Origin of the sequence: Halorussus salinus, assembly GCF_004765815.2 — an archaeon.
GTDB classification, from domain to species: domain Archaea; phylum Halobacteriota; class Halobacteria; order Halobacteriales; family Haladaptataceae; genus Halorussus; species Halorussus salinus.
This window is the reverse complement of record NZ_SBIS02000011.1, coordinates 190,511-211,585: the sequence shown is the minus strand read 5'-3', so window position 1 is coordinate 211,585 and position 21,075 is coordinate 190,511. Positions and strand designations below refer to the sequence as shown.

Here is a 21,075-nt window from a genome sequence, read left to right as displayed (position 1 = left end):
CCTTATGAGTTCGCGCCGTCATTTGAACAGCGAGCCGATGCGACCCAACACGCCGCCGCTCCGGTCGGACTCGTCATCCAAACCGTCGGCGTCGTCGTCCGAACCGTCGGCGTCGTCGGCGTCTCGGGGACTCTCCGCCGACGCACTGTTGCCCCGCGCCTCGTCCGCGAGCGGGTTCTGCGGGTTCTCGCCGTCCCGACCGCGCGTCTCGAAGGGGATGCCCTCCTCGTCGCCGACCGACTCCTCGCTGGCCGACTTCTCCTCGGTCGCTCTCCGTCCGGCCGACTTCCCGTCGGCCGACGCTCCACCGGGGGACTTCCCGGTCGCGTCGTCCGACCCGTCTCCTCGGTCGCTCTCGGAGTCGGCCGCCACGACGGACTCGGCGTCCGCTCCGGCGGCCAGCGGGCCGTCGTCTTCCAGCGGGTCGTCGGCCAGTGAGTCGTCGGTGGCGAGCGGGTCGCTCTCGGCGCTCTCGGCCGAGTCCTCGTTACCGCCAGCCAGCGGGCCGTCGCTCCCGAAGGGAACGCTCTCCTCGTCGCCCGCGCCTTCGCTCGCCGCGCTCTCGTCCGGGTCGTCACCGCCCTCGGACGCGTCGTCGCTCGCGGCCAGCGGGTCGTCACCGCCCGCGCCGAGTCGCTCGTCGCTGATGTGTTCGCTGATGAGGTCGTCCACGCTCCGGGCCTCGCCGGTGTCCGACGAGTCACCGGTCGCGTCGTCCGGCGACCCGTCGGCGTCCCGCGAGTCGGTGGCGACTGGCGACTCTCCTCCCGACTCGCTTCCGGACCCTCCCTCAGACTCACTCCCGGAGCCGCTTTCGGACTCACTCCCGAACAGGGCGTCCGCGTCGCCGCCCGACTCGTCGCCGAGCGCGTCCCGGACGTTCTGGGCGGCGTCGGCGCTGAGCGGGTCTTCGGGGCCGCTCGCGTCCGGTGAGTCGGACGCAGTACGGTCGGTGTCCGGCGAATCGGGTTCGGTACGGTCTGTGTCCGGCGAGTCCGACGCGGTGAGGTCGGCGTCCGAGGAAGTGGTGTCCACCGATGCGGCGTCAGCGGCGGCGTCGGTCGCCGCCATCTCGAACGGTTCGGCCTCGGTCTCGTCGGGGTCGGCGTCCGGTTCGACTTCGGCGTCCGGGTCGAGTTCCACGTCGGCGTTCGCCTCCAGTTCCGGGTCGGGGTCGGCCACGCCGGTCAGAATCGCGGCGAGGTCCCGGTAGGCCTGCCCGGCGGGCGCGTTGGGCGCGAACGCGGCGAGCGGTCGCCCGGCGTCGATGCCCATCGGGACCGCCTCGTCCTGCGGGACGACCGCGAGGACTTCCGCACCGAGGGTCTCCTCTACGTCGTCGGCGTTCAGGATGTCGCTACTGCGCTGGGTCAGGACCGCGCCCCGGACCGCGGTCTCGACGCGCTCGGCCAACTCGCCGGTCTTGGCGGTGTCCCGGACCGAGGCAACGTCCGGCGTCGCCACCAGCAAGACGGCGTCGGCCAGCGCCAGCGGCACGAGGGTATCGTAGCTGACGCCAGCGCCCGTGTCCAGCAGGACGTAGTCGTACTCGTCGCGGAGCGATTCGACGACCCCCTGCAAGTTCGCGGGGTCGGACTTGACGAACGCCTCGATGTCGGTCGCGCTCGGCAGCACGTCGATGTCGCCCGGCGCTCGATAGACGGCCTCCTCGAAGTCGGTCTCGTCCGCCAGCACTTCGTGGAGCGTCGGCGTCTCTATCTCGAAGTCGAGGAAGTCTGCGAGGTTCGCCATCCCGAGGTCGGTGTCAACGACGACGACCGAGTGACCGCGGTCGGCCAGCATCGCCCCGAGGTTGATGGCGGTCGTCGTCTTCCCGACACCTCCTTTGCCGCTCGCTATCGCGTATACCGTGTCGGACATGATACTCGTTGTCCCAATCGAACCATGACACGCATATAAAGTTAGTCCGTGAGCGACGACACTTTCGGCCCGGTCGCGTCGGGTGGCCGAAGTATTCAACCGCGTTCCGACCCGAGGAGCGACAAGGATGGCGGAGGCGAGCGACGACGGTTCGGCCGACGAGTACACGTTTCCGCAACTCAGCAACGGTCTCGGCTCGGTGCTGGAGAACCCCTTCGAGTGGTTCTTCCTGTTGGAGAAGCGGACGGTCATCGCCGGAGCGTTGCTCTCGGGGTTCCTCGTCTTCTTCCTCTCGCTCGAACTGCTCCTCGGGATGACACACGAACAGATGGTCCCGCTGTTCTACATCTTCAGCGCGCTCATCGGCGGGAACCTCACGCTCATTACCATCGTCCTCTCCATCAACCAACTGGTCATCTCCCAGCACCTCAACTCGCCGGGCGGCCTCCGCGAGGAGATACAGGGCGTCAACGAGTACCGGGAAGCCGTCGAGGAGACCCTGACCGAGGGGGTGGCTCCGGTGACGCCCTCGGACTTCTTGGAGATGCTTCTCGACAGCGCCCAGCAGAGCGTCGAGTCGGCCGACGAGAAGTCCGACGAGGTGGTCGACGACGAGGCGGCCGAACAGCTCTCGGCGTTTCTGGACGACACCGAGCGCAACATCGGGCACGCCAGACGCGTCTTGGAGCGGTCCGACGTGGGCCTGTTCAACGCGCTGTCGGTCACGCTGAAGACCAACTACTCCCAAGAGATCTACCGGATTCGGGACATCCAGACGACGTACGGCGACGCGCTCTCCGACGAGCTAGACGACCTCCTCGAGGAACTGATCGTCCGCATCCAGCAGTTGGACGTGGCTCGCCAGTACTTCAAGACGCTGTACCTGCAGGACGAACTCGCGTACCTCTCGCGGATGTTGCTCTACGTCGGCATCCCGGCGGAACTGACGGCGCTGACGATGTTGCTCGTGTTCGCGGCCTCGACGCAACCGATTCTCGCGCCGACGACGCTCGCGGTGGTCGTGCCGGTCGCCATCACGCTCGCGGCGGCACCGCTGGCCATCCTGTTCGCGTTCGTGTTGCGCATCTCGGTCGTCGCCCAGCGCACCGCGGCGATTACGCCGTTCACGACCTCCTCGCAGGAACAGGAGCGGGAACTGGCGACGACCGCCGACTCCGACGACTGAGGTCGGTCCCCGACGGGAACGCGATCGTCGGCCGTAGAGCGGCTAACCGGCGTCGTCCGGGAATCCACGTTCGATACACGACGATTGTATGCAAAGGTTACTTACCCTCTGGCTAGCCTAGAACGTCCTAATGAGCGAGCAGGAAGGCGAGCAGTCCGACAGGAAAAAGTACGAGTTCCAGAAGGTCATCGAGGACCTCCGAGACTACGAGGGTTCCGGGACTCAGCTCGTCACTATCTACATCCCGCCGGACAAGCAAATTAGCGACGTGGTCGCCCACGTCACTCAGGAGCATAGCGAAGCGAGCAACATCAAGTCCAAGCAGACCCGGACGAACGTCCAAGACGCGCTCACGTCCATCAAGGACCGCCTGCGCTACTACGACACCTACCCGCCGGACAACGGCATCGTCATCTTCAGCGGTGCCATCGACTCGGGCGGCGGCCGGACCGAGATGGTCACGAAGGTCCTCGAAAACCCGCCGGACCCCGTCCAGTCGTTCCGCTACCACTGCGACTCGGCGTTCCTCACCGAACCGCTGGAGGGCATGCTGGCCGACAAGGGCCTGTACGGACTCATCGTTTTGGACCGGCGCGAGGCCAACGTCGGGTGGCTGAAGGGCAAGCGGGTCGAACCAGTCAAATCGGCCTCGTCGCTGGTGCCGGGCAAACAGCGCAAAGGTGGTCAGTCCGCCCAGCGTTTCGCCCGCCTGCGACTCGAAGCCATCGACAACTTCTATCAGGAGGTCGCCGAGATGGCCAACGACCTGTTCGTCCCGAAGCGAGGAGAACTCGACGGCGTCCTCGTCGGCGGTCCCTCGCCGACCAAAGACGAGTTCTTGGACGGCGACTACCTCCACCACGAGCTTCAGGACCAAGTGCTGGGCAAGTTCGACGTGGCCTACACCGACGAGTCTGGTCTCTACGACCTCGTGGACAACGCCGAAGACGCGCTGGCCGACGCCGAGGTGATGAAGGACAAGAACGAGATGGAGGAGTTCTTCAAACAGCTCCACGACGGCAACAAGGCGACCTACGGCTTCGAGCCGACTCGCCAGAACCTCGTCATGGGGTCGGTAGACCGACTGCTCCTCAGCGAGGACCTCCGGAAGGACGTGGTGGTCTACGACTGCGGCGACAAAGAGGAGTACGAGTTCGTCGACCAGCGCCAAGACACGCCCACTCACACCTGCGAGGACGGGTCGGAGGTCGAAGCCGACGAGCGCGAGGACGCCATCGAGTTCCTGATGAACATCGCCGACCAGCGGGGCACCGAGACGAAGTTTATCTCGACCGACTTCGAGAAGGGCGAGCAGTTGCAGTCGGCGTTCGGCGGCGTCGCCGGGATTCTGCGGTACTCGACCGGCGTGTAAACTCTCTGTCTTCGCGTCCTGCGTCAGTCCAGCGACCGTAGGTGCGCGACCTTCTGCTCGTACTCTCGGACGTGGCTCGGTAGCTCGTCGGGACCGAACCAGTCGAGGTCCGAAATCTCGCCGTGGTCCTCGATTTCGCCTCCCGAAAGTGCCTCCCCGCCGACGACGCGCCCGGTGAACTCCACGACCGGAATCGCCAGCAGTTCGGGTTCTCCGAGGTCGAGTTCCATCAGTCGCGTCTGGAGGACGCCCGTCAGTTCGCACTCGACACCGGTCTCCTCGCGGGCCTCCCGGCGGGCGGTCTCCTCGGGGCGCTCGCCGGACTCCCCAGCACCGCCGGGCGTCTCCCACTCGTCGCGGACCGGACTGTAGACGCAGAGGAGTCGCCCCTCGTCGTCCGTGACCGCGGCCCCGGCGGCGTAGGGGTAGAACCGATCGAAGAACGCCGCGGCGCTGTCGGGGAAGGTCGCGTCGTCGTCCGGGAGCGGTTCGACGGTCAGGGGGTTCAATCGGGGTACGTCGTCCCACCTCGATTCGACGCCCGCGAAGACCTCCTCGGCGCGCGCTCGGACCTCGCGCCCGATTTCGGTGCGGTGGTGACTAACCATGTGCGCCGTTCCGGCGCGCTGTCGTAAAATTCCCGCTGGTCGGCCTCTCCGCGAACGGTCGGCGTTCTCGTTGGCGTGCGCTCTCTCGACCGCGGTAAGCGACCTCAGACAACGATAGCGATCGCTCAAAGCGACGTACTTACCGTGAGGAACAATCTGTAGAATTGCCGCAGTCGGTCACGCCAGCGGCGTCCGCTCGACGACCTGCCCGTCCACGGTCGGGTACTGCTCGACGATTTCACCCTTCTCCACGTCGCCCTCTTCTATCATCTCTTCGAGCAACCACCACGCCAACTCCACGTGGTCGGACTTCGCGGTGTAGAACTCGTCGGGCACGCCCAGTTCGCGGAGGCGGCGCTCGGGTTCCCACGTCTTGCCGTAGACCAAGGTTCCGTCGTCGGTCACCTCGTCGAACTCCCGCCGGATATTGCGGGCCATGCGCTTCATCCGGTTGCGGTGCTGGGCCGAATCCTTGAACACGGAGGTACAGAAGTAGACGCGCTCGTGGTCGCCCATCTTGTCGAGGATTTCTTTCGAGCCTTCGACCGCGCTCATGTGGCCGTCCTGTAGTTCGTAGCCCTCCTCCTGCATCCGGCGGAAGTTCCCGTCGGACATCTCGAACTCGTTGACGTTGCAGAAGTCGGCCGCGCCCTCGTCCAAGAATTCGAGGAACTCCTCCTCGGCGCGGATGCCCGGAATCTCGAACGCGGGGGTCAGGCCCTCCTCGCGGGCGATGTAGAGAATCTCCTCCCACTCGGTGCCGTGCATCTCGCCCCACAAATCGAGGGGCGGGTGGAACCGAATCTCGTCCAAGCCCGCTTCCGAGAGGCGACGCATGTTCTCGCGGCCGCCGGTGATGCCGGTGTAGAGGTGCGTGTGGTGGTCCTCGCCGAACTCGTCTTTGAGGAGTCGGAGGTACCGACAGGTCTTCTCCATCGCCTCTTGGGGTTCGCCGCCCGTGATGGAGGTCCCCAGCGCGTCCATGCGCTTGGCCTCGGCGAGTACGTCCTCGTCGGATTCGACCTTCCGCTCGTTGGCGTACACGTCGGTCACGTTCTTGCGGTTCTCGCCGAGGGGACAGTAGAAACAATCGCGCTGGTCGCAGTAGCCGTAGACGAAGAGTACCATCTTGCCCCCTTCGGCGCACTGTTCGCAACCCTTCGATATCATTCGTTACTGGACGTATATTCGTCCAACGCTGAAAAAGCGTGCGCATTGAGGTTCGGAGTCGTTCGAGAAGAAGCACCCGACAGCGTCCACGTTCTCCGTCGAGGGAAGACGTTCCCGATTCCGACCGCTGTCAGGCGTCCCGAAAGAAGTTAAACCCCGGACGCATACCCCCGAGTAATGCTGTTGGTCCTCTGCGTGGACCTCGACGACGACCTCGGTCGCAAGACCGACTTCGACACCCCCGTCGTCGGCCGCGACAACGTCGAAGCCGCCGCGGTCGCGTTAGCCACCGCTGACCCCGAGGACAGCGACGTGAACGTCATGTTCGAGGGGGTCCACCTCGCGGACCGCATCGAGGACGAGACCGTCGAGGTCGCGGTCGTCACGGGCACCGACGGCGGCGACATCGCGGCGAACCGGGCGGTCGGCGACGAGGTAGACGAGGTGCTGGCCAGCCTCTCGACCCGCGAGGAGGTCCAAGCGGTCATCGTCACCGACGGTGCCCAAGACGAGAGCGTCATCCCGGTCATCCGCTCGCGGGTGCCCATCGACGGCGTGCGCCGGGTCGTCGTCCGGCAGGCCCAAGACCTCGAATCCATGTACTACACCATCAAGCAGGTGTTGGACGACCCCGAGACCCGCGGGACCATCCTCGTGCCGCTCGGCATCTTGCTCCTCATCTACCCGCTGGCCATCATCTCGGACTCGCTGGGCCTCCCCGGCGCGGCCGTCTTCGGCGTGACCTCGGGCCTCCTCGGTCTCTACGTCCTCGGCAGGGGACTGGGCGTCGAACGACTCCTCGACCGCGCGGCCGAGAAGGCCAGAAACAGCCTCTACGCGGGCCGAGTTACGCTCATCACCTACGTCGTCGCGGCTGCCCTGCTGGTCGTCGGCGGGGTCCGCGGCGTCGAGACGTTGGAGTCCGTCGAGGCATCGGCGGGCGGACCGGTGGGACCGCTCGAAGTGCTGGCGGCGCTGGTCCACGGCGCGGTGACGTGGTTCACCGCGGCGGGCGTCACCACCAGCCTCGGCCAGATTACCGACGAGTATCTGGCCGACCGCTTCCAGTGGCGCTACCTCAACGCGCCGTTCTACGTCCTCTCCATCGCGCTCGTCCTCCACGCCATCAGCGCGTACTTCCTCCACCGGGTGCCGCTGGAACTCCCACGGCTCACCTACCTCGCGGTGATGCTCACGGTCGGGACAGTATTGGGACTCACGAGTACGCTCGCGTTCGCCATCGCCGAATCCCGGCGGTCCCGCCGGGCCGAACCGAGTTGAGTACGGAAAAGGGCGTCAGTGTTCCCGCGTCACGACGAACGCCGCCAAGTCCCGGAGGTAGTCGGTCGCGGTCAGGTCCGGGGTCTCGGCGCGGTCGAGCGCGGCTAGCGCCGCCTCGCTCTGCTCGTGGGCCAAGGCGTCGGCCTCCTCGGCGTCCAAGTCGGTCACGCGGACTATCGACGGGCGGCCCATCTCGGCGTCGTGGCCGGTGGGCTTGCCCAACTCGTCTTCGTCCGCGGTCGCGTCCAGCACGTCGTCTCGAATCTGGAAGGCGACGCCGACCTTCTCGGCGTACTCGCCGAACGCCTCGACGGTCGCGGGGTCGGCGTCGGCGGCTATCGCGCCCAACTCCGCGGCGGCCCGGAACAGCGCCCCGGTCTTCCGGCGGGCCAACTCCATGTACTCCTCGCGGTTGGTCGGCCGGGCGACGAGTTCGGTCGCCTCGCCCTCGCCGAGTTCGACCATCGCGTCGGCGACCGCCTCCATCGCTCGCGGGTCCGGCGAGAACAACTCGAAGGCTTCGCCGATGAGTCCGTCGCTGGCCACGATGGCGGGCGAGTAGCCGTACTCGGCCCACGCGCTCGCGCTCCCCCGGCGGGTGTCCGACCGGTCGATGATGTCGTCCACCACCAGCGAGGCGTCGTGAACGAGTTCGACGCCGACCGCGAAATCGACGGCCGCCTCCGCCTCGCCTCCGGCCGATTCGCAGGACAGAACGGTGACGGTCGGCCTGACGCGCTTGCCCCCCGACAGCGCGACGTGCCGAACCTCGTCGGCGAGTTCCGTCGGTTCGACGCGGTCGAGGACGGCTTCGAGGCGCTCCTCGACCATCGCCCTCCGGGACTCGGGATAATCCATTGGCCGGGACTCAGGACCGATAAAACAAGTACGTGACGATACGTGGTGTCTCGTCGTCGTGGGGTCTCGACCGGTAGCCGTAGCTTAAATCACAGGTTAATGTAACGTGACACATTTTTCCCGTCCCTTCGTCTATCGACGCGTATGTCCCCGAGCGAACGACCGACCGACGTACCGCTGTCCGCGGCCCTCCTCGCCCTCCTCGCGGTGACTTCCGGCATCGCGGTGCCGGTGACCGTTCCGGAAGTGGCGGCCGCGACGGCCGACGGAGCCGACGCGACCATCTTCACTGACGGCGAGGAGTTACTCCTCGACCCAGCGCCGAACCAGACGATTCGCGGGAAGACGACGCTGGAACCCGGAACGAACCTGAGTGTCAACGTCAAAGGAGAGATGTTCCTGAAGACGAACACGGTCCGCGTCTCCGACAACCGGACGTTCGGTGCGAGCTACGACATGAGCGGCTTACCCGAGCAGGAGTTCGAAATTCGAGTCTACCGAAACGAGACCGTGCTGGCGGAAGCCGACGGACGGGTCGTCTGTTCGAGCGACTGCGCGACGGAGACGACCACGACCGACGAGACTGCCCAATCCGTCGATAGCCCTGCGGTCCAAGCCGTCACGGAAGTCACCCAGAACCGGACCGCGTCGATCAAAGTGCTGTTCGGGCAGGCCGAGACCGTCTCGGTCTCCGTCGGCGGCCCGAGCGTCAACTACGTCGTCAACGGGACCGTCCGCGACCGTGACGGCGACGGGAGCGCGACCATCCTCTTCCACACCGACCGCGCTGGAACCGACGCGCCCACGCTCGGCGTCGTGGACAACGGGAGTACCCGCGTGGTCGAGGAGACCGCCGAAACGTCGCTCGACTCGCCGCTCGCGCCCGCCTCCTACGACGTGCGCCTGTACGCCGGGCCGACGACCGACGGCGAACTGGAGGCCAGAGGGCGAGTCGTCGTCTTCACCGACGCCAGCGATTCGGGCGACGACGCGCCGCCGACCGCCACCGCGACGGCAGTCGGCACCGTCTCGGCTGACGGAGACGCGAACGGTTCGACCGCCGACGACTCTGGCGACCGACTCCTCGGAAGCGTCGGCCTGCTAGCGGCGGGCGGCCTCCTCGCAGTAGTCGGAATCGGCGTCGTTCTCGGTCTGTTCCGCAACTGAGAGTTCTTGCGACGCTCCGCTCGCGTCAACTTTTCTCTCTTCGCGCTACCGGTCCATCACGAGCGCGGCGACGGCGACGACGACGAGACACCCGACGAAGAAGACGACGCCCGGCTCCGCGAGGTCGAAGACGAACCACGCGACGGTCTCGCGGGCCGTCGTCGGGTCGGCCGTCGGACTGGCCGGGCCGACCACGGTCCCGCGGCCGATTGCGGGGCTGGCGAGTCGTTCGACGCCCCGCTGGACCAGCAGGCTGGCGGCCGCCAGCACCCCGAGTCCGCCGACCACATCCGCCAGCGAGTGGCGGACCTGCGGGCGGATGTCGCCGTCGCCGACCAGCACGAGCGGGTCGGTCGCGGGCGCGTACACCGCCATCTCGTTGCCCTTCTCGGAGTATCGCGTATCGACCTGCGCGATGAGTCCGGCCTCCTCCAGCGTCGAGAGGTGGTAGTGGAGGTTCTGGACCGACGTGTCCACGCGCTCGGCGAGTTCGGAGGGCGTTCCGGGCGACTCGAACAGGGTACGGTAGACCTCCCGGCGCGTGTCGGGACCGAGCGCGTCGAGAACGTCGTCGGTCTCGTCGCCCTCCACGTCGAGGACGCGCAACTGCTCGTCGCCACTCGCGGTCCGGTCTTGGAGTCGTTCGATGAGTCCCGACATGGCGTCTCGTTGTCGAATCTTCCCAAAGCGGGCACTAAACGTTGTTCATAACTTAAAGACCGATTTAAGCGGTCGCGTCGTGGCTCACTCGGTCGCGTTGCCCAACCCGACCGCTCGAACCGGTCGGAGTCGGCCGTGCCCCGACACGGGGTCGATTCCCGGTTGGCCCGTGTCGAGTGCGGTGGTCTCCAGCCGTCGCTCGACGGCTCTCGGGGAGAGACCCGGTCGCTCGTCGAGAAGGAGCGTTGCGATACCGCCAGCGTACGCCGCGGCGGCCGACGAGCCCGCGAACCCCTCAGTGTTGGCCGCGGTCGGACGGCTCGGAGCGACGAGGTCCACCCCGTTTCGGCCGTCGAACGTCGGCCCGCGGGAACCGAACGGTTCGACCCGGCCGCCGTCGGTGTCGTACGCGCCCACCGTCAGGACCGACCGGGCGCTCGCGGGCGCGACGAGGCTCTCCTCGGCCCGGACGTGCTGGAAGTCGTGGGTCGGCGACGAGAGTTCGAGACGGGCACCTGTTGCGTTCGCGGGTCCCTCGACCGTGAGGTAGTAGGTTCCCGACTGAACGCGAGCGACGATGCGCTCGTTGGGCACTCCGTCGCCGGGGTACGGCGACGAACGCGCGACCAGCCGACTCCGCTTGCCGTCGGTCCAGTAGAGCTTCGCGGTGTAGTCCTGCCCGCGGTGGTCCCGGTCCCACGACAGCCACACGGTCACGTCCCGCCCGTCTCCTCTGATGTAGTTTCGCGTACTCTCGCCGAACCTGACGCTTTCGTTCTCGACGTTGCGATACCGGCCCGCCCAGTGGCTCCGCGCGAGGTTCCCGGTCGGCGAGACGAAGACGACTCCCTCCTCGGTCGCGCGCTCCGCGACCTCGGCGACGGGGGAGGTTCCGTCGCCGGGCATCCCGTAGAACGACACCGGAGCGACGACGATATCCACCTTCTGGGCGACGAGCCACTCGACCGCGCGCCGGTAGCTCGTCGGGGAGTCCACCGTCGCCAGCGAGAGGTCGGCGTCGGGCGCGATTCGCGCCACGGTCTCGGCCGCCGCGGTGCCGTGGCTGGCGTCGTCGCCGAAGACCGACGCCTCGCCGAACGCTCGGGCCTCGGTGACTCGACCGGCGAGCGCGCGCGATTCGGTGTCGAATCCGGTCACGTCTACGACGCCGACGGTCACGTTCTCGCCCGTCGCGCCCTCGTCGTGGAGCGTCGAGACGGGCGGCCCGACGCCGCGACCCGCTGTCGGGTCTGCCGACCGACCGGCGTCCGCCGACTGCCCGGCATCCGCCGACAGCGAGAGTCCGAGGAGGCCGAGGCTTCCGGCGAGGACGAGGACGCCGAGGACGACCACGGTCAGCGTCCGCCGGACTGCAGGGGAGTCCATCGCACGGGACTGGCGACCGACGAATCAAATACGTGACGAAACGCCGACTTCGACGGTCGGCCCGGCGTCACTCACCGCGGGAGCGTCGTCGCGATTCCCGACCCGACGAGCATCAACCCGCCCCCGGCGAGAAACGACAGGTGCGGGTCGATGGCGTACAGACCGCCGCCGACGACCGGCGCGGCGACGTTGGCGACCTTGTGGACGCTCCCCTTGATTCCCCAGATGGTGCCGCCCTCCTCGTCGTCGAAGTTGTCGAAGAAGTAGGCCACGACGCCGGGCTCGAAGGTCGTCTGGACGACGAACAGGGCCATTCCGACGAGGAAGAGCGCGGGACCGTCCGCGAGTCCGAACGCGACCAACATCGCGCCCTCGACGGCGTAGTTGGCGACGAACAGCCACTTCTTGGGCAGGTGGTCGGCCGCGACCCCGCCGACGAGACTCGCTGGCGCGCCGACCAGCCGCGAGGCCGAGTAGACGAACAGGTAGCCCGACGCCGCCAACCCGAGGTCGGTCGCCAGCGCGGGCAGGAGGAACATCGTCATTCCCATCCCGGCGGTCGTGGCCAGTTCCACGAGGCAGAACGCGTACAGCAGTCGTCGGTTCGACACCGAACGGACCTGCTCGCGGACGCCGATGGCGAACAGGTCATCGAGTTCGATGTCGGACAGCGCCGCCCGGAGCGCCCCGCCGGAGCGCCGTCGCCACGCGACAGCGCCGACGCCGAGGAGGACCGGCACCGCCACCAGAAAGATGACCTCGACGCGCTCGGTCCGCGAGACGAGTGCCCCGGCCGCGGCGAGTCCGACTCCGCTCCCGAGGTACATCCCAACGTCGCGGACGCCCCAGCCGATTCCCTCGACGCCCTCCTCGAGCGCCGCGTTGACCGCGGGCGTGATGGCGTTGTTCAGCAACAGCAACGCGACGGCCGTCAGCACCACGAGTCCCGTCACGACGGCCCGTCCGGGTCGGAGCGCGAACGCCGCGAGGACGACGCTCGCGGCGACGGCGGCGACGGCGGCCAGCCCCATCCGGTCGGTCCGGTCGGCGAGGACGCCCGCGACCGGCGAGACGCCGATTTCGACGGCGTTGGCCGCGCTCTTCACGACCCCGAGGACCGCCAGCGGGATGCCGACCGCCTCGAAGTACAGCGGGAGCGCCTGTTTGTAGAGTTCGCCGACAAGGAAGATGCCCACGAATGCCGGAAACAGCGCGCGGAGCTTGTCGTTTCGGAGAACGCCGTCGGTGACCTGTGCGACGTACTCACCCAGTCTATTCGTGGTACTCATCTGTCGGCATCTCCGTCGCAACTATATGTCCTTCTTTCGATATTATCGTGCATCGTTCGGCGTCGCTCGGCCGTCGGGGTCGAGTCGCCGGAGGAATCCCGCCGACTCGAATCGATCACAAACTTCCCGAACAGTGGCTTCGGCGTTCCTGCGCTCGATGTCGCGTTCGACCACGAGTTGCTGCTCTATCTCGTCGAGTGACTTACCCTCCGCGATGCCGTCCACGATGTCGCGAACGACTTCGCCGCCGGTCCGGAACTCGTCGTTCTTGGCGTCGTATATCAGGAACAGCCCGTCTTCGAGGTTCGGCTCGAATCGTCGCTGGACGTGTTCGCGTAGCTCGTACATCTCAATCACCCGTGACTCGGGGACAGCGGTAGTCGGGATTCGATACTTTGCCTGTGTCGGCGAACCCCGCGGCCGGACACGCGCCCTTGCACGCGTCGGCGTGAGGACACTCCTTGCAGTCGTCGCCGCCGACGTTGGTGTACGCTACCATACAAGCCCACGCCGGGTTTTCCATCGAGCGTTCCCATATCTCCTGAAGGCTGGCGTCCCCCTCGTAGACGTTCCCGGCGCTAAACTCTTCGTGGTGGAGGTACGGACAGGGATACACCTCGCCCTCGGCGCTGATTTCGAGCGCGGTACTGGCTGCGGGGCAGATGTATCCGTCGAGCGCAGCCTCGTCGCTCACGTCGTAACCGCAGGGGACGGGTACGGGGTCCCGACCGATGGGTACCGGGAAGGTCTCTCGGCTCCGGAGAAACTCCGCGTAGGCGACCAGCGACCGCTCGCGGAACTCCGGATACGGTTCGTCGGTGAGGTGGTCCCACCCGAACGTCGGGAGTATGGGCGCGAACTCGACGTAGTTCACACCCAGTTCTGCGCTCTTTTCGTAGATATCGGGAATCTGTTCGACGTTTCCGGGCTGGACGGTGGTCCGCAAGTGAACGTCAAATCCCGCGTCGCTTAGACGTTCGATACCGTCCAAGACCGGTTCAGCCTCTATCCCCCGGATTCGCCGGTGAACCTCACCGAGACCGTCGAAACTGACCTGAAAGCTCACTTCCCCCGCGTAGGGCGCGAGTTCGGCGACCATCTCGTCGTCAACTAGGACGCCGTTCGTGAACACCGTGAGATCGTAGGGACCGTCGGCGAACAACTCGAACACGTCGTAAAACGACGGGTGAAGGGTCGGTTCGCCGCCCGTCAGGTATACCTTGACGGGTCGGGCCTCGTCCAACTGGTCGCGGAGCAGTTCGAGCTGCTCAAACGTCGGGTACGCGTCGGGAACCGACTGTGACTGGAGGAAGCAGTGGTCACACGCGAGATTGCAGGCTTTGATGATGTCGATGCCGATTATCGCAGGAAACTCGGTCTGGTCCTCCTCACGGAACGCCAGTTTGTTCAGCATCATCGTCGCGTCGTTGTACTTGCCCTGTATTCCTTCGGGTGGCCGCGTGTCCGTCGAGAGAATGGTCTGTACGGCCTCCGTCTCGGACATCGCTCCGGGCTCGTCGTGTTCGTACTCGGCCATCTAACCACCTACTCGAAGTTCGTGGCCCAGCAGTGTGAATGAAACCTGCAATATCCTCGGTATTTTAAATACTCTCGGACTCCGGAACGTAGTCACAAAACGGGTCGGCGTGGTGGATGTCGCCGTAGAACTGGAGGACGCGCGCCGTATTTCCTCCACCACAGCGCGACCGGTACGGGCAATCGACGCACTTGCTCTCGGTCAGGCGGCGACCCTCCCGGAGGTTGTCCCACGTATCGTCTTCCCACGCGGCTTTCAGCGTACGGTCGGCGATGCTCCCGTTCCGGTACGCGGGGTCGGTGAGTTCGCTCCCCGGATAGATGCCGCCGTCGGCCTGAATCTGGACGTGCGTGCGGGCCTCGGGGAGCGGCACCCTGAGTTCGCCGCCGTCGGCAGCAGGGGTCGGTTCCTCGATTTTCAGACAGTTGAGTAACTCGAAGGCCTCTATCGGGAGGTAGATGTCCAGTTCTATCGGACAATCCACCGCGGCCGCGGCGACCGTTTCGAGGAACGTCTCGGCGGAGAACCGCTCCCAGAGTTCGATGCCGTCACCCATCGGATACACCGGGAGGACGCTCAGTGGTTCGACACCCTCCTCGGCGCAAATCCCGATGACTTCCGAGAGTGTCTCGACGTTGATGGGAGTCGCGGTGAAGTTCGCGCGCACGGAGATGCCCTCCTCGCGCAGTAGCCCTACTCCGCGTCGGAGTCGCTCGAACGAACTTCCGGGGCGCTGTCGTTCGTGGACCGCCGGTGGACCGTCGATGCTGACCTGCACTTCGTCGGTGTCGTCGAGATTGTTCGCTAACCAGTCGATGTTCTTCGGAACGAGTTCCCCGTTTGTGAGTAGCTCAACCCGTACGTCGCCGTCTTTGAGGCGCTCGACGACCGGCTCTAAATCCGGTGCGAGAAGCGGCTCGCCTCCCGAGAACGAGACGACTTCCGCGCCCTCCTCGGCAATTTCGTCGGCGGTTTCCAGTTTTGTTTCCAGCGACGGACCGTCTATCTCGTCGGTCGTGTCGGCCCAACAGTGTTCGCAGTCGAGATGGCACCGGCTCTCGACTTCCCAAAGGACCTTAACGGGGAACGATGGAACGTAGTCGAGTTCCACGAACAGTTCGGTGAGGTATTCACAGAACCACCTGTTCGGGGTGGCACTCTGCGCTCGCAGTGCCTCGCGCTCCTCCGGGGATAGTTCGGGCATGATAAAAATGGGAAACTGGTCTATTAATCGACGATGGAGTGGCTGTGTGCGCCGGTTCCGACGACGTTCATGCTCGTGGCGTCCACGTCGTCTCGACACTCGTCTAAGGTCGAGATGTCGGCCACGATTTTCACATCGTCGTCCTGTTCGTCCTTCCGCTCGGGGGTGGAATCTTGGGCTACTGCCATTGGCATCACCGCATCTTCACGTAGACCTACGACGAGCATGTGGGTTGTGTCGAAAGATGGCGGCATTTTAAACGGTCGTCGCCGGTGCGACGTACCCCGGTAAGAGTTTAGTACATATAGCGATAATATTGAAAATATGCGCGCGAAAGTCGTCGTGAAGAGCCCTGAGGCTTGTCCCGTCACCGACCTCGCCGACTCCGACGACGAAACCGTCGAGGTCGTGTCCCGCGGTAACGACGTAGAGGAGGTAGTTCTGTCCGAGACTCCCTCGAATCCGGATTTCGACTCCTTCTCCCGCATCTTCCGCTACGACGACGGTGGCGTCTTCCGGTTCGCCCGACCGGACGAGTGCGCCTGCGACCGACTCGAAGCGGTCGGCGTCCCGGTGTCCGAGAGCCGATTCGAGGAGGGCCGACTCTGGCTCACCTTCCACGTTGAGGACACTGACCAACTCCAGCGGGCGGTCGAGAAACTCCGGGAGCGTGCCGAGGCGGTCTCGGTGCGGCAACTAGTCGATAGCGATGCGGGATCGGACCCGACAACCATCTCGACCGTCGATATGGCCGACCTCACGGAGCGACAGTCCGAGATTCTTCGGGTGGCGTACCGGCACGGCTACTTCGAACAACCCCGCCGAGCATCGGTCAGCGATTTGGCGACTGAACTCGACCTGTCGCCCTCGACGGTGACTCAGCACCTCTATACCGCGATGGGGAAAATATTCGGGCAGATACTCGACTGAACCGCGCGACCGTAACTGACCCGAACGGAGACCGAAAGTCTACTCGAACTGCTCGATGAGTTCCGGAACCACGTCGAAGAGGTCGCCGACGATACCGTAGTCGGCGATGTCGAAGATGGGCGCGTTCGGGTCGGTGTTGACCGCGATGATGTTGTCCGCGCCCTTCATCCCGGCGACGTGCTGGACCGCGCCGGAGATGCCGATGGCGAGGTACACCGTCGGCGTCACGACCTTGCCGGACTGGCCGACCTGCCGGTTCTTCGGGAGCCAGCCGTTGTCCACGATGGGTCGCGACGAGGCTAGCGTCGCGTCGGTCGCCTCCACGAGGTCTTCGATGAGCGGGAGGTTGTCCTCCTCCTCGATACCGCGGCCGATGGAGACGATGAAGTCGGCCTCGCTGATGTCCACGTCGCCGCTGCCGACCTCCTCGAAGCCGGTGACGGTCGCGCCGCGGTCGGCGTCGATGTCCACGTCGAACTCCGAGATGTCGGCGTCGCCGACGCCCTCGGCGGCGGGCCACTCGGCGCTCCGGATGGTGACTGCCTGCTGGTCGCCCGCGACCTCGACGGTCGTCTCGACCTTCGAGCCGTACATCTCTCGGGTGACGGTCAGGCCGTCGTCGTACTCGATGCCCACGGCGTCGGTCGCCAGCGGGAGGTCGAGGCTGTTGGCGACGGCGGGCGCGTAGTCGAGGCCGTTGACGCTGTTGGGCATCAGGAGAACTCCGGGGTCCACCTCGGCGTGGAGCGCCTCGATAGCCTGCGTGTACACGTCGTGGTCGAACTCCTCGCCCTCCGAGACGGTGTGGATGGCGTCCACGCCTTCGCGGTTCAGGGTGTCGGCGAACGACTCGGTGTCGCCGCCGACCACGGCGAGGTGGAGGTCGCCGCCGGTCTCGTCGGCGAGGTCGCGTCCGGCGGTGATGACCTCGAAGCTCACGTCGCGCAGTTCGCCGCGGCGGTGTTCGGTGACGGCAAGCACGTCGCTCATTCTGCCACCCCCTTCTCGCGGAGGACCTCCGCAAGTCGCCCGGCCGTCTCGCTGGCGTCACCCTCGAACATCTCCACGTCGCTCTCGCTCTCGGGTTCGTACATCGAAGTCAAATCGAGGTCGCTCTCGACGGCCCCCGCGTCGAGGCCGAGGTCGTCGAGGCTCTTGGGTGCGATTTCCTTGCTCTGGGCCTGTCGGATGCCCCGGAGGCTGGCGTATCGCGGCTCGTTGATACCGGTCTGAATCGTGAGGACCGCGGGCAGGTCGATGTCGGTTAGCTCCTCGACGCCGCCCTCCAGTTCGCGGTGGACGTGCGCGACGTTCCCGTCGTCGTCGTAGTCGAGCGCGTTGACGACCGCACCCCACTGGAAGCCGATTTCGTCGGCCAGCGAGACGCCGGTCGCACCGAAGGCGTCGTCGCCCGCCTGCACGCCCGACAACACGAGGTCGGGGTCCTCTTCCTCGACGACCGCTTCGAGGAGGCTCGTCTTCGTCTCCACGTCCAGCAAGTCCACGTCCTCCAGCGCGTCGTCCCAGACCCGGACCGCCCGGTCCGCGCCCTTCGCCAGCGCCATCCGGATGGTCTCCTCGGACCGCTCGGGACCGATAGTGACGGTCACGACCTCGTCGGCCGGGCCGTCCTCCTTCAACTGGACGGCCTCCTCGACGGCGTAGTCGTCCCACTCGTTCAAATCGTATTCGAGGTAGCGCTCGTCTACCTCGGTCCCCGCTATCTCGAAGTCGTCGGCGACTTCGGCGACCTCCTTCACAGTCACCAGGACCTTCATACCCGGTACGTCTCCGTCTTGGGGGTAAACGGTTTCGAAACGCGCGACGCGAAACGCTCGACGGGTTGACGCGGGTTTTCAACCCATCTCGGTCACGTCTTCGTCGGGCAACGTGATGAGGTTCTCCCGACCGATGCGGAGTTTGTCCACGTCGTCGTTGTCGTCCATCTTCGACAGGAGTTGGGAGACCTTGGCGTTCGACCAGTTGGTCTCCTTGACGATCTGGCCCTGCTTCATCCGCCCGTCGTTGTCCCTGAGGAGTCGAAGGACGCGCTCCTCGTCGCTCAGCAGTTCCGGTTCGGGTTCGGATTCGTCCTCCGACGCTCGCTCGTCGGCGAGGGCGTTACCGTCGTCGTTCGCCCGCGGTTCGGCGGCCGACGCTCCCGCGTCGTCGTCGTCGGGCGCGTCCGCCGACGAGGGTTCGGCGGCGGGGGTCGGGTCCACGCCGCGCCGCTGGGCCAACGCGTACGCGCCGAAACTCCCCGTCAGCAGGAGGAAGACGACGACGGCACCCCAGAGGCCCGACCCGCCGGGCAAGAATCCTTCCTTCGGGGTCGTCGTGGGCGTCTCGGTGTTCTTCGGCGAGTAGGTCATATCGAAGTCCCCCCGCTCGAACTGTTGGGGTCCCTCGTAGCGCAGGACCGTGCCGTTCACGATTTTCCCGCCGGACGGACTCCCGCTCGACAGGTAGTAGGAGTTCGGGACCGATATCGTCAGCGTCTGCTCGTCGCCGAGCGTCGGGAGCCACGTATCGGACCCGAGCCAGAACGCGTCGCCGAGAACGATCTGATTGTCGCTAATCTCCGTGAAGTTCGTCCACGTGAACGACAGCGAGAGGACGCCGACGGTGCCGTTGCGTCGGAGTTGCGCCGACCGACCGACCTCTCGAATCTCCATCGAGCGTTCGACGCTGTCGTTCACGCGCTCGACGATGCGCTCGAACGGTCCCGAAGTGAGTCCGAAATCGGCGCGGCCGTCTTCGTACTCCGCGGCGAGTTCGCGGAAGGCTTCGGTCTCGTTGTCGTCACCGAGGAGATATCGCGCGGTGACGTTCCACCGGGCGTCGCCGTTCTCGCGGAGCGTGATGTCCATGAGGGTCTCCTCGCGTACCGTCACGTTGGCTCCTGTCGAGTTCGTGGCGTTCGCGACGGTCTCGGTGTCGGCGACCGGAACCGCTTGCGCCTGCGTGCGCTGGGAGGCGTCGGCTCGGTCGGCGGCCGAGTGGCTCGCCCCGGCTCCGCCGGAGCCGACGAGGAGGAGGACGACGAGGAGGGCGGCGAGTAACCGCATACCATCGCGTGAATGCGCCGACAAGAAAATACTTTCTATCTACAAATAAAACGTCAGCGGCGTCCGTAAAACGTCTCGGGTACTCTCGTCGGTTCTCGTCGGGTTTCATACTTCCGGGAATATTTTAATGATGGGTCCCCGAGTAGGCGCACGTATGCGCCTCACCCCCGTTATGCTGGCATTACTGCTCGCCCTCTCCCCCGGAGCAGTCGCGGTGCAGGCCTCGGCACCGACCGCGCCAGCGCCCGCCCGAAACGCCTCGCTCACCCCCGTTTCGATGAACGACTCGCTCGCTCAGACAGACGGCGGCACGATTCGGCTGTCAGTGGACGGAAACACGACGAACGTGACTACGCTCGGGTCCGAACCGGCTCGAACAGCGTTCGATACGCCGTCGATTTCTCTCGGAAGTTCGCTCACTATCAACCGGGACGAGTTCGAGACGAAACTAAACAGGAACGTACTCGACCGGCAGCTGCGATCCGCCGAGACCATCGAGAAGAAAAAGCAGATTTTGAACCGGTACCGGTACCAAATCGAGAACCACATCATCTCGCTCAAAGCCCGAGAACGACAGGCGACCCAAGCGTTTACGAACGGGACGATTTCAGCGAGCGAGTATCTGCGAACACTGGGTCACATCGATGCGAAAGCGGGCGAAATTCGCACGCTGGTTGATACGCTGCGGTCACGTGCCGACTCGATTCCTCGGGTTACGATGGACACGGAGTCGTACTCGCTAAACGGAAAACTAGTGATGCTCGAAGGACCGGTCCGTGACCGGCTCTCAGCTACGGTACAAGGTCAAAAGTCCTCGACTCGAACCTACGTAGCGACCAACGAGGACGGCGTAGTCCTCGCGTCGATACTCAACGGACAGTACGTCCGTGAAATCGTTCGCAAAGACAGACGGAACCCGGCACTCTCGGATAAATCGACTATCGGAAGCGCGCGCGACAGCATCATCGAGCGGTACCGCTGGGCGTTCGACAACCGGCGAAGTACCGGGACGAACCAGCAGTACGGTACCAACAATATCTATCGAATGTGGATAAAACACACGCACGGGGAACTCGTCGCCTACTACGACGGTGGTACGGAATCTGTGTTCCGAGAGATACAGTACAAACGGCTCACCGGCGACACCCCGCTCCCGACGGGACCGAGCGCGACCAATACCTCCGAAAACCTCACCGTTACGGTCAACCGCACCTACGCTGGTGGTCCGCTCCGCGTCGAACTCACGAACGAGACCGGCGCGCCCGTGAGCGGCGAGGTCCGAATCGACGGCGAACTCGTCGGCCGGACGAACGCGGAGGGCTTCCTCTGGACGCTCTCGCCCGCCGACCGGTTCGAGGTTCGCGCCTCGTACGACTTCCGGACGGTCAACCTGACGGCGACGCCGGTCCAGTCGTAGCACGCGTCGGTCCTCTCGATTTCGCTCGCGGACGACGCTATTCTCAGAAGTCGCCTCAGAA

Annotated in this window: 20 protein-coding genes; 6 read left to right on the top strand and 14 right to left on the bottom strand. The window is 65.5% G+C overall.

What is annotated here, in order from left to right; all coding sequences use genetic code 11:
• Positions 1-18 precede the first annotated feature (18 nt).
• Positions 19-1,881 (bottom strand): cell division ATPase MinD, encoded by a 1,863-nt coding sequence (gene minD, locus EPL00_RS20450; protein WP_162224286.1) that lies wholly within the window; start codon positions 1,879-1,881, stop codon positions 19-21.
• Positions 1,882-2,008: 127 nt separating this feature from the next.
• On the opposite strand from minD, the gene EPL00_RS20445 reads away from it, so the two are divergent.
• Both EPL00_RS20445 and prf1 read left to right on the top strand, forming a co-directional pair.
• Positions 2,009-3,067, top strand: a complete 1,059-nt coding sequence (locus tag EPL00_RS20445; protein ID WP_162224285.1) for a hypothetical protein — start codon at positions 2,009-2,011, stop codon at positions 3,065-3,067.
• Positions 3,068-3,197: 130 nt separating this feature from the next.
• Positions 3,198-4,439, top strand: coding sequence for a peptide chain release factor aRF-1 (gene prf1 / locus EPL00_RS20440; RefSeq protein WP_135854792.1), 1,242 nt, complete (start codon positions 3,198-3,200; stop codon positions 4,437-4,439).
• Positions 4,440-4,462: 23 nt separating this feature from the next.
• On the opposite strand, the gene EPL00_RS20435 is transcribed toward prf1, so the two are convergent.
• Both EPL00_RS20435 and EPL00_RS20430 read right to left on the bottom strand, forming a co-directional pair.
• A complete protein-coding gene (locus EPL00_RS20435; RefSeq protein WP_135854793.1) occupies positions 4,463-5,047 on the bottom strand; it encodes an NUDIX hydrolase in 585 nt (194 codons plus the stop codon).
• 177 nt (positions 5,048-5,224) lie between these two features.
• The gene (locus tag EPL00_RS20430) at positions 5,225-6,217 is read right to left on the bottom strand and encodes a radical SAM protein (protein WP_135854794.1); all 993 of its coding nucleotides are present in this window, start codon (positions 6,215-6,217) and stop codon (positions 5,225-5,227) included.
• A 177-nt stretch (positions 6,218-6,394) separates the two neighbouring features.
• Between EPL00_RS20430 and EPL00_RS20425 the strand changes: the two genes are divergently transcribed.
• Entirely contained in the window at positions 6,395-7,498 is a 1,104-nt protein-coding gene (locus EPL00_RS20425; RefSeq protein WP_135854795.1) for a DUF373 family protein, read from the top strand.
• A gap of 15 nt (positions 7,499-7,513) precedes the next feature.
• Here the strand turns inward: EPL00_RS20425 and EPL00_RS20420 are convergent, their stop codons facing one another.
• The gene (locus EPL00_RS20420) at positions 7,514-8,356 is read right to left on the bottom strand and encodes a polyprenyl synthetase family protein (RefSeq protein ID WP_135854796.1); all 843 of its coding nucleotides are present in this window, start codon (positions 8,354-8,356) and stop codon (positions 7,514-7,516) included.
• 144 nt (positions 8,357-8,500) lie between these two features.
• On the opposite strand from EPL00_RS20420, the gene EPL00_RS20415 reads away from it, so the two are divergent.
• Positions 8,501-9,523, top strand: coding sequence for a BGTF surface domain-containing protein (locus tag EPL00_RS20415; RefSeq protein WP_135854797.1), 1,023 nt, complete (start codon positions 8,501-8,503; stop codon positions 9,521-9,523).
• 45 nt (positions 9,524-9,568) lie between these two features.
• Here the strand turns inward: EPL00_RS20415 and EPL00_RS20410 are convergent, their stop codons facing one another.
• From EPL00_RS20410 to EPL00_RS20380, 7 genes are all read right to left on the bottom strand, one after another.
• On the bottom strand, positions 9,569-10,183 hold the full coding sequence (locus EPL00_RS20410; RefSeq protein WP_135854798.1) for an ArsR/SmtB family transcription factor: 615 nt from the start codon (positions 10,181-10,183) through the stop codon (positions 9,569-9,571).
• 84 nt (positions 10,184-10,267) lie between these two features.
• Entirely contained in the window at positions 10,268-11,569 is a 1,302-nt protein-coding gene (locus tag EPL00_RS20405) for a S8 family serine peptidase (RefSeq protein ID WP_135854799.1), read from the bottom strand.
• A gap of 71 nt (positions 11,570-11,640) precedes the next feature.
• Positions 11,641-12,858: an MFS transporter gene (locus EPL00_RS20400; RefSeq protein ID WP_135854800.1), complete on the bottom strand. Its 1,218-nt coding sequence runs from the start codon at positions 12,856-12,858 to the stop codon at positions 11,641-11,643.
• 42 nt (positions 12,859-12,900) lie between these two features.
• The gene (locus tag EPL00_RS20395; protein ID WP_135854801.1) at positions 12,901-13,206 is read right to left on the bottom strand and encodes a hypothetical protein; all 306 of its coding nucleotides are present in this window, start codon (positions 13,204-13,206) and stop codon (positions 12,901-12,903) included.
• A 1-nt stretch (position 13,207) separates the two neighbouring features.
• A complete protein-coding gene (locus EPL00_RS20390) occupies positions 13,208-14,395 on the bottom strand; it encodes a radical SAM/SPASM domain-containing protein (protein ID WP_135854802.1) in 1,188 nt (395 codons plus the stop codon).
• A 64-nt stretch (positions 14,396-14,459) separates the two neighbouring features.
• Complete coding sequence (locus tag EPL00_RS20385) at positions 14,460-15,599, bottom strand: radical SAM/SPASM domain-containing protein (RefSeq protein ID WP_135854803.1); 1,140 nt, start codon at positions 15,597-15,599, stop codon at positions 14,460-14,462.
• 23 nt (positions 15,600-15,622) lie between these two features.
• A complete protein-coding gene (locus EPL00_RS20380; RefSeq protein ID WP_162224284.1) occupies positions 15,623-15,793 on the bottom strand; it encodes a hypothetical protein in 171 nt (56 codons plus the stop codon).
• A gap of 130 nt (positions 15,794-15,923) precedes the next feature.
• Between EPL00_RS20380 and EPL00_RS20375 the strand changes: the two genes are divergently transcribed.
• Positions 15,924-16,529, top strand: coding sequence for a helix-turn-helix domain-containing protein (locus EPL00_RS20375; protein WP_135854804.1), 606 nt, complete (start codon positions 15,924-15,926; stop codon positions 16,527-16,529).
• 39 nt (positions 16,530-16,568) lie between these two features.
• On the opposite strand, the gene EPL00_RS20370 is transcribed toward EPL00_RS20375, so the two are convergent.
• From EPL00_RS20370 to EPL00_RS20360, 3 genes are all read right to left on the bottom strand, one after another.
• Positions 16,569-17,519 carry an electron transfer flavoprotein subunit alpha/FixB family protein gene (locus tag EPL00_RS20370; protein ID WP_135854805.1) on the bottom strand — a complete coding sequence of 317 codons (951 nt, stop codon included), beginning with the start codon at positions 17,517-17,519 and terminating at the stop codon, positions 16,569-16,571.
• Positions 17,516-18,307 carry an electron transfer flavoprotein subunit beta/FixA family protein gene (locus EPL00_RS20365; RefSeq protein WP_135854806.1) on the bottom strand — a complete coding sequence of 264 codons (792 nt, stop codon included), beginning with the start codon at positions 18,305-18,307 and terminating at the stop codon, positions 17,516-17,518. Before EPL00_RS20365 ends, EPL00_RS20370 begins: the two co-directional genes overlap by 4 nt.
• A 78-nt stretch (positions 18,308-18,385) precedes the next feature.
• On the bottom strand, positions 18,386-19,597 hold the full coding sequence (locus tag EPL00_RS20360; protein WP_135854807.1) for a helix-turn-helix transcriptional regulator: 1,212 nt from the start codon (positions 19,595-19,597) through the stop codon (positions 18,386-18,388).
• Positions 19,598-19,724: 127 nt separating this feature from the next.
• Here EPL00_RS20360 and EPL00_RS24325 point away from each other — a divergent pair, with 127 nt between their 5' ends.
• Positions 19,725-21,014 carry a DUF7096 domain-containing protein gene (locus EPL00_RS24325; protein WP_449405135.1) on the top strand — a complete coding sequence of 430 codons (1,290 nt, stop codon included), beginning with the start codon at positions 19,725-19,727 and terminating at the stop codon, positions 21,012-21,014.
• Positions 21,015-21,075: the final 61 nt, after the last annotated feature.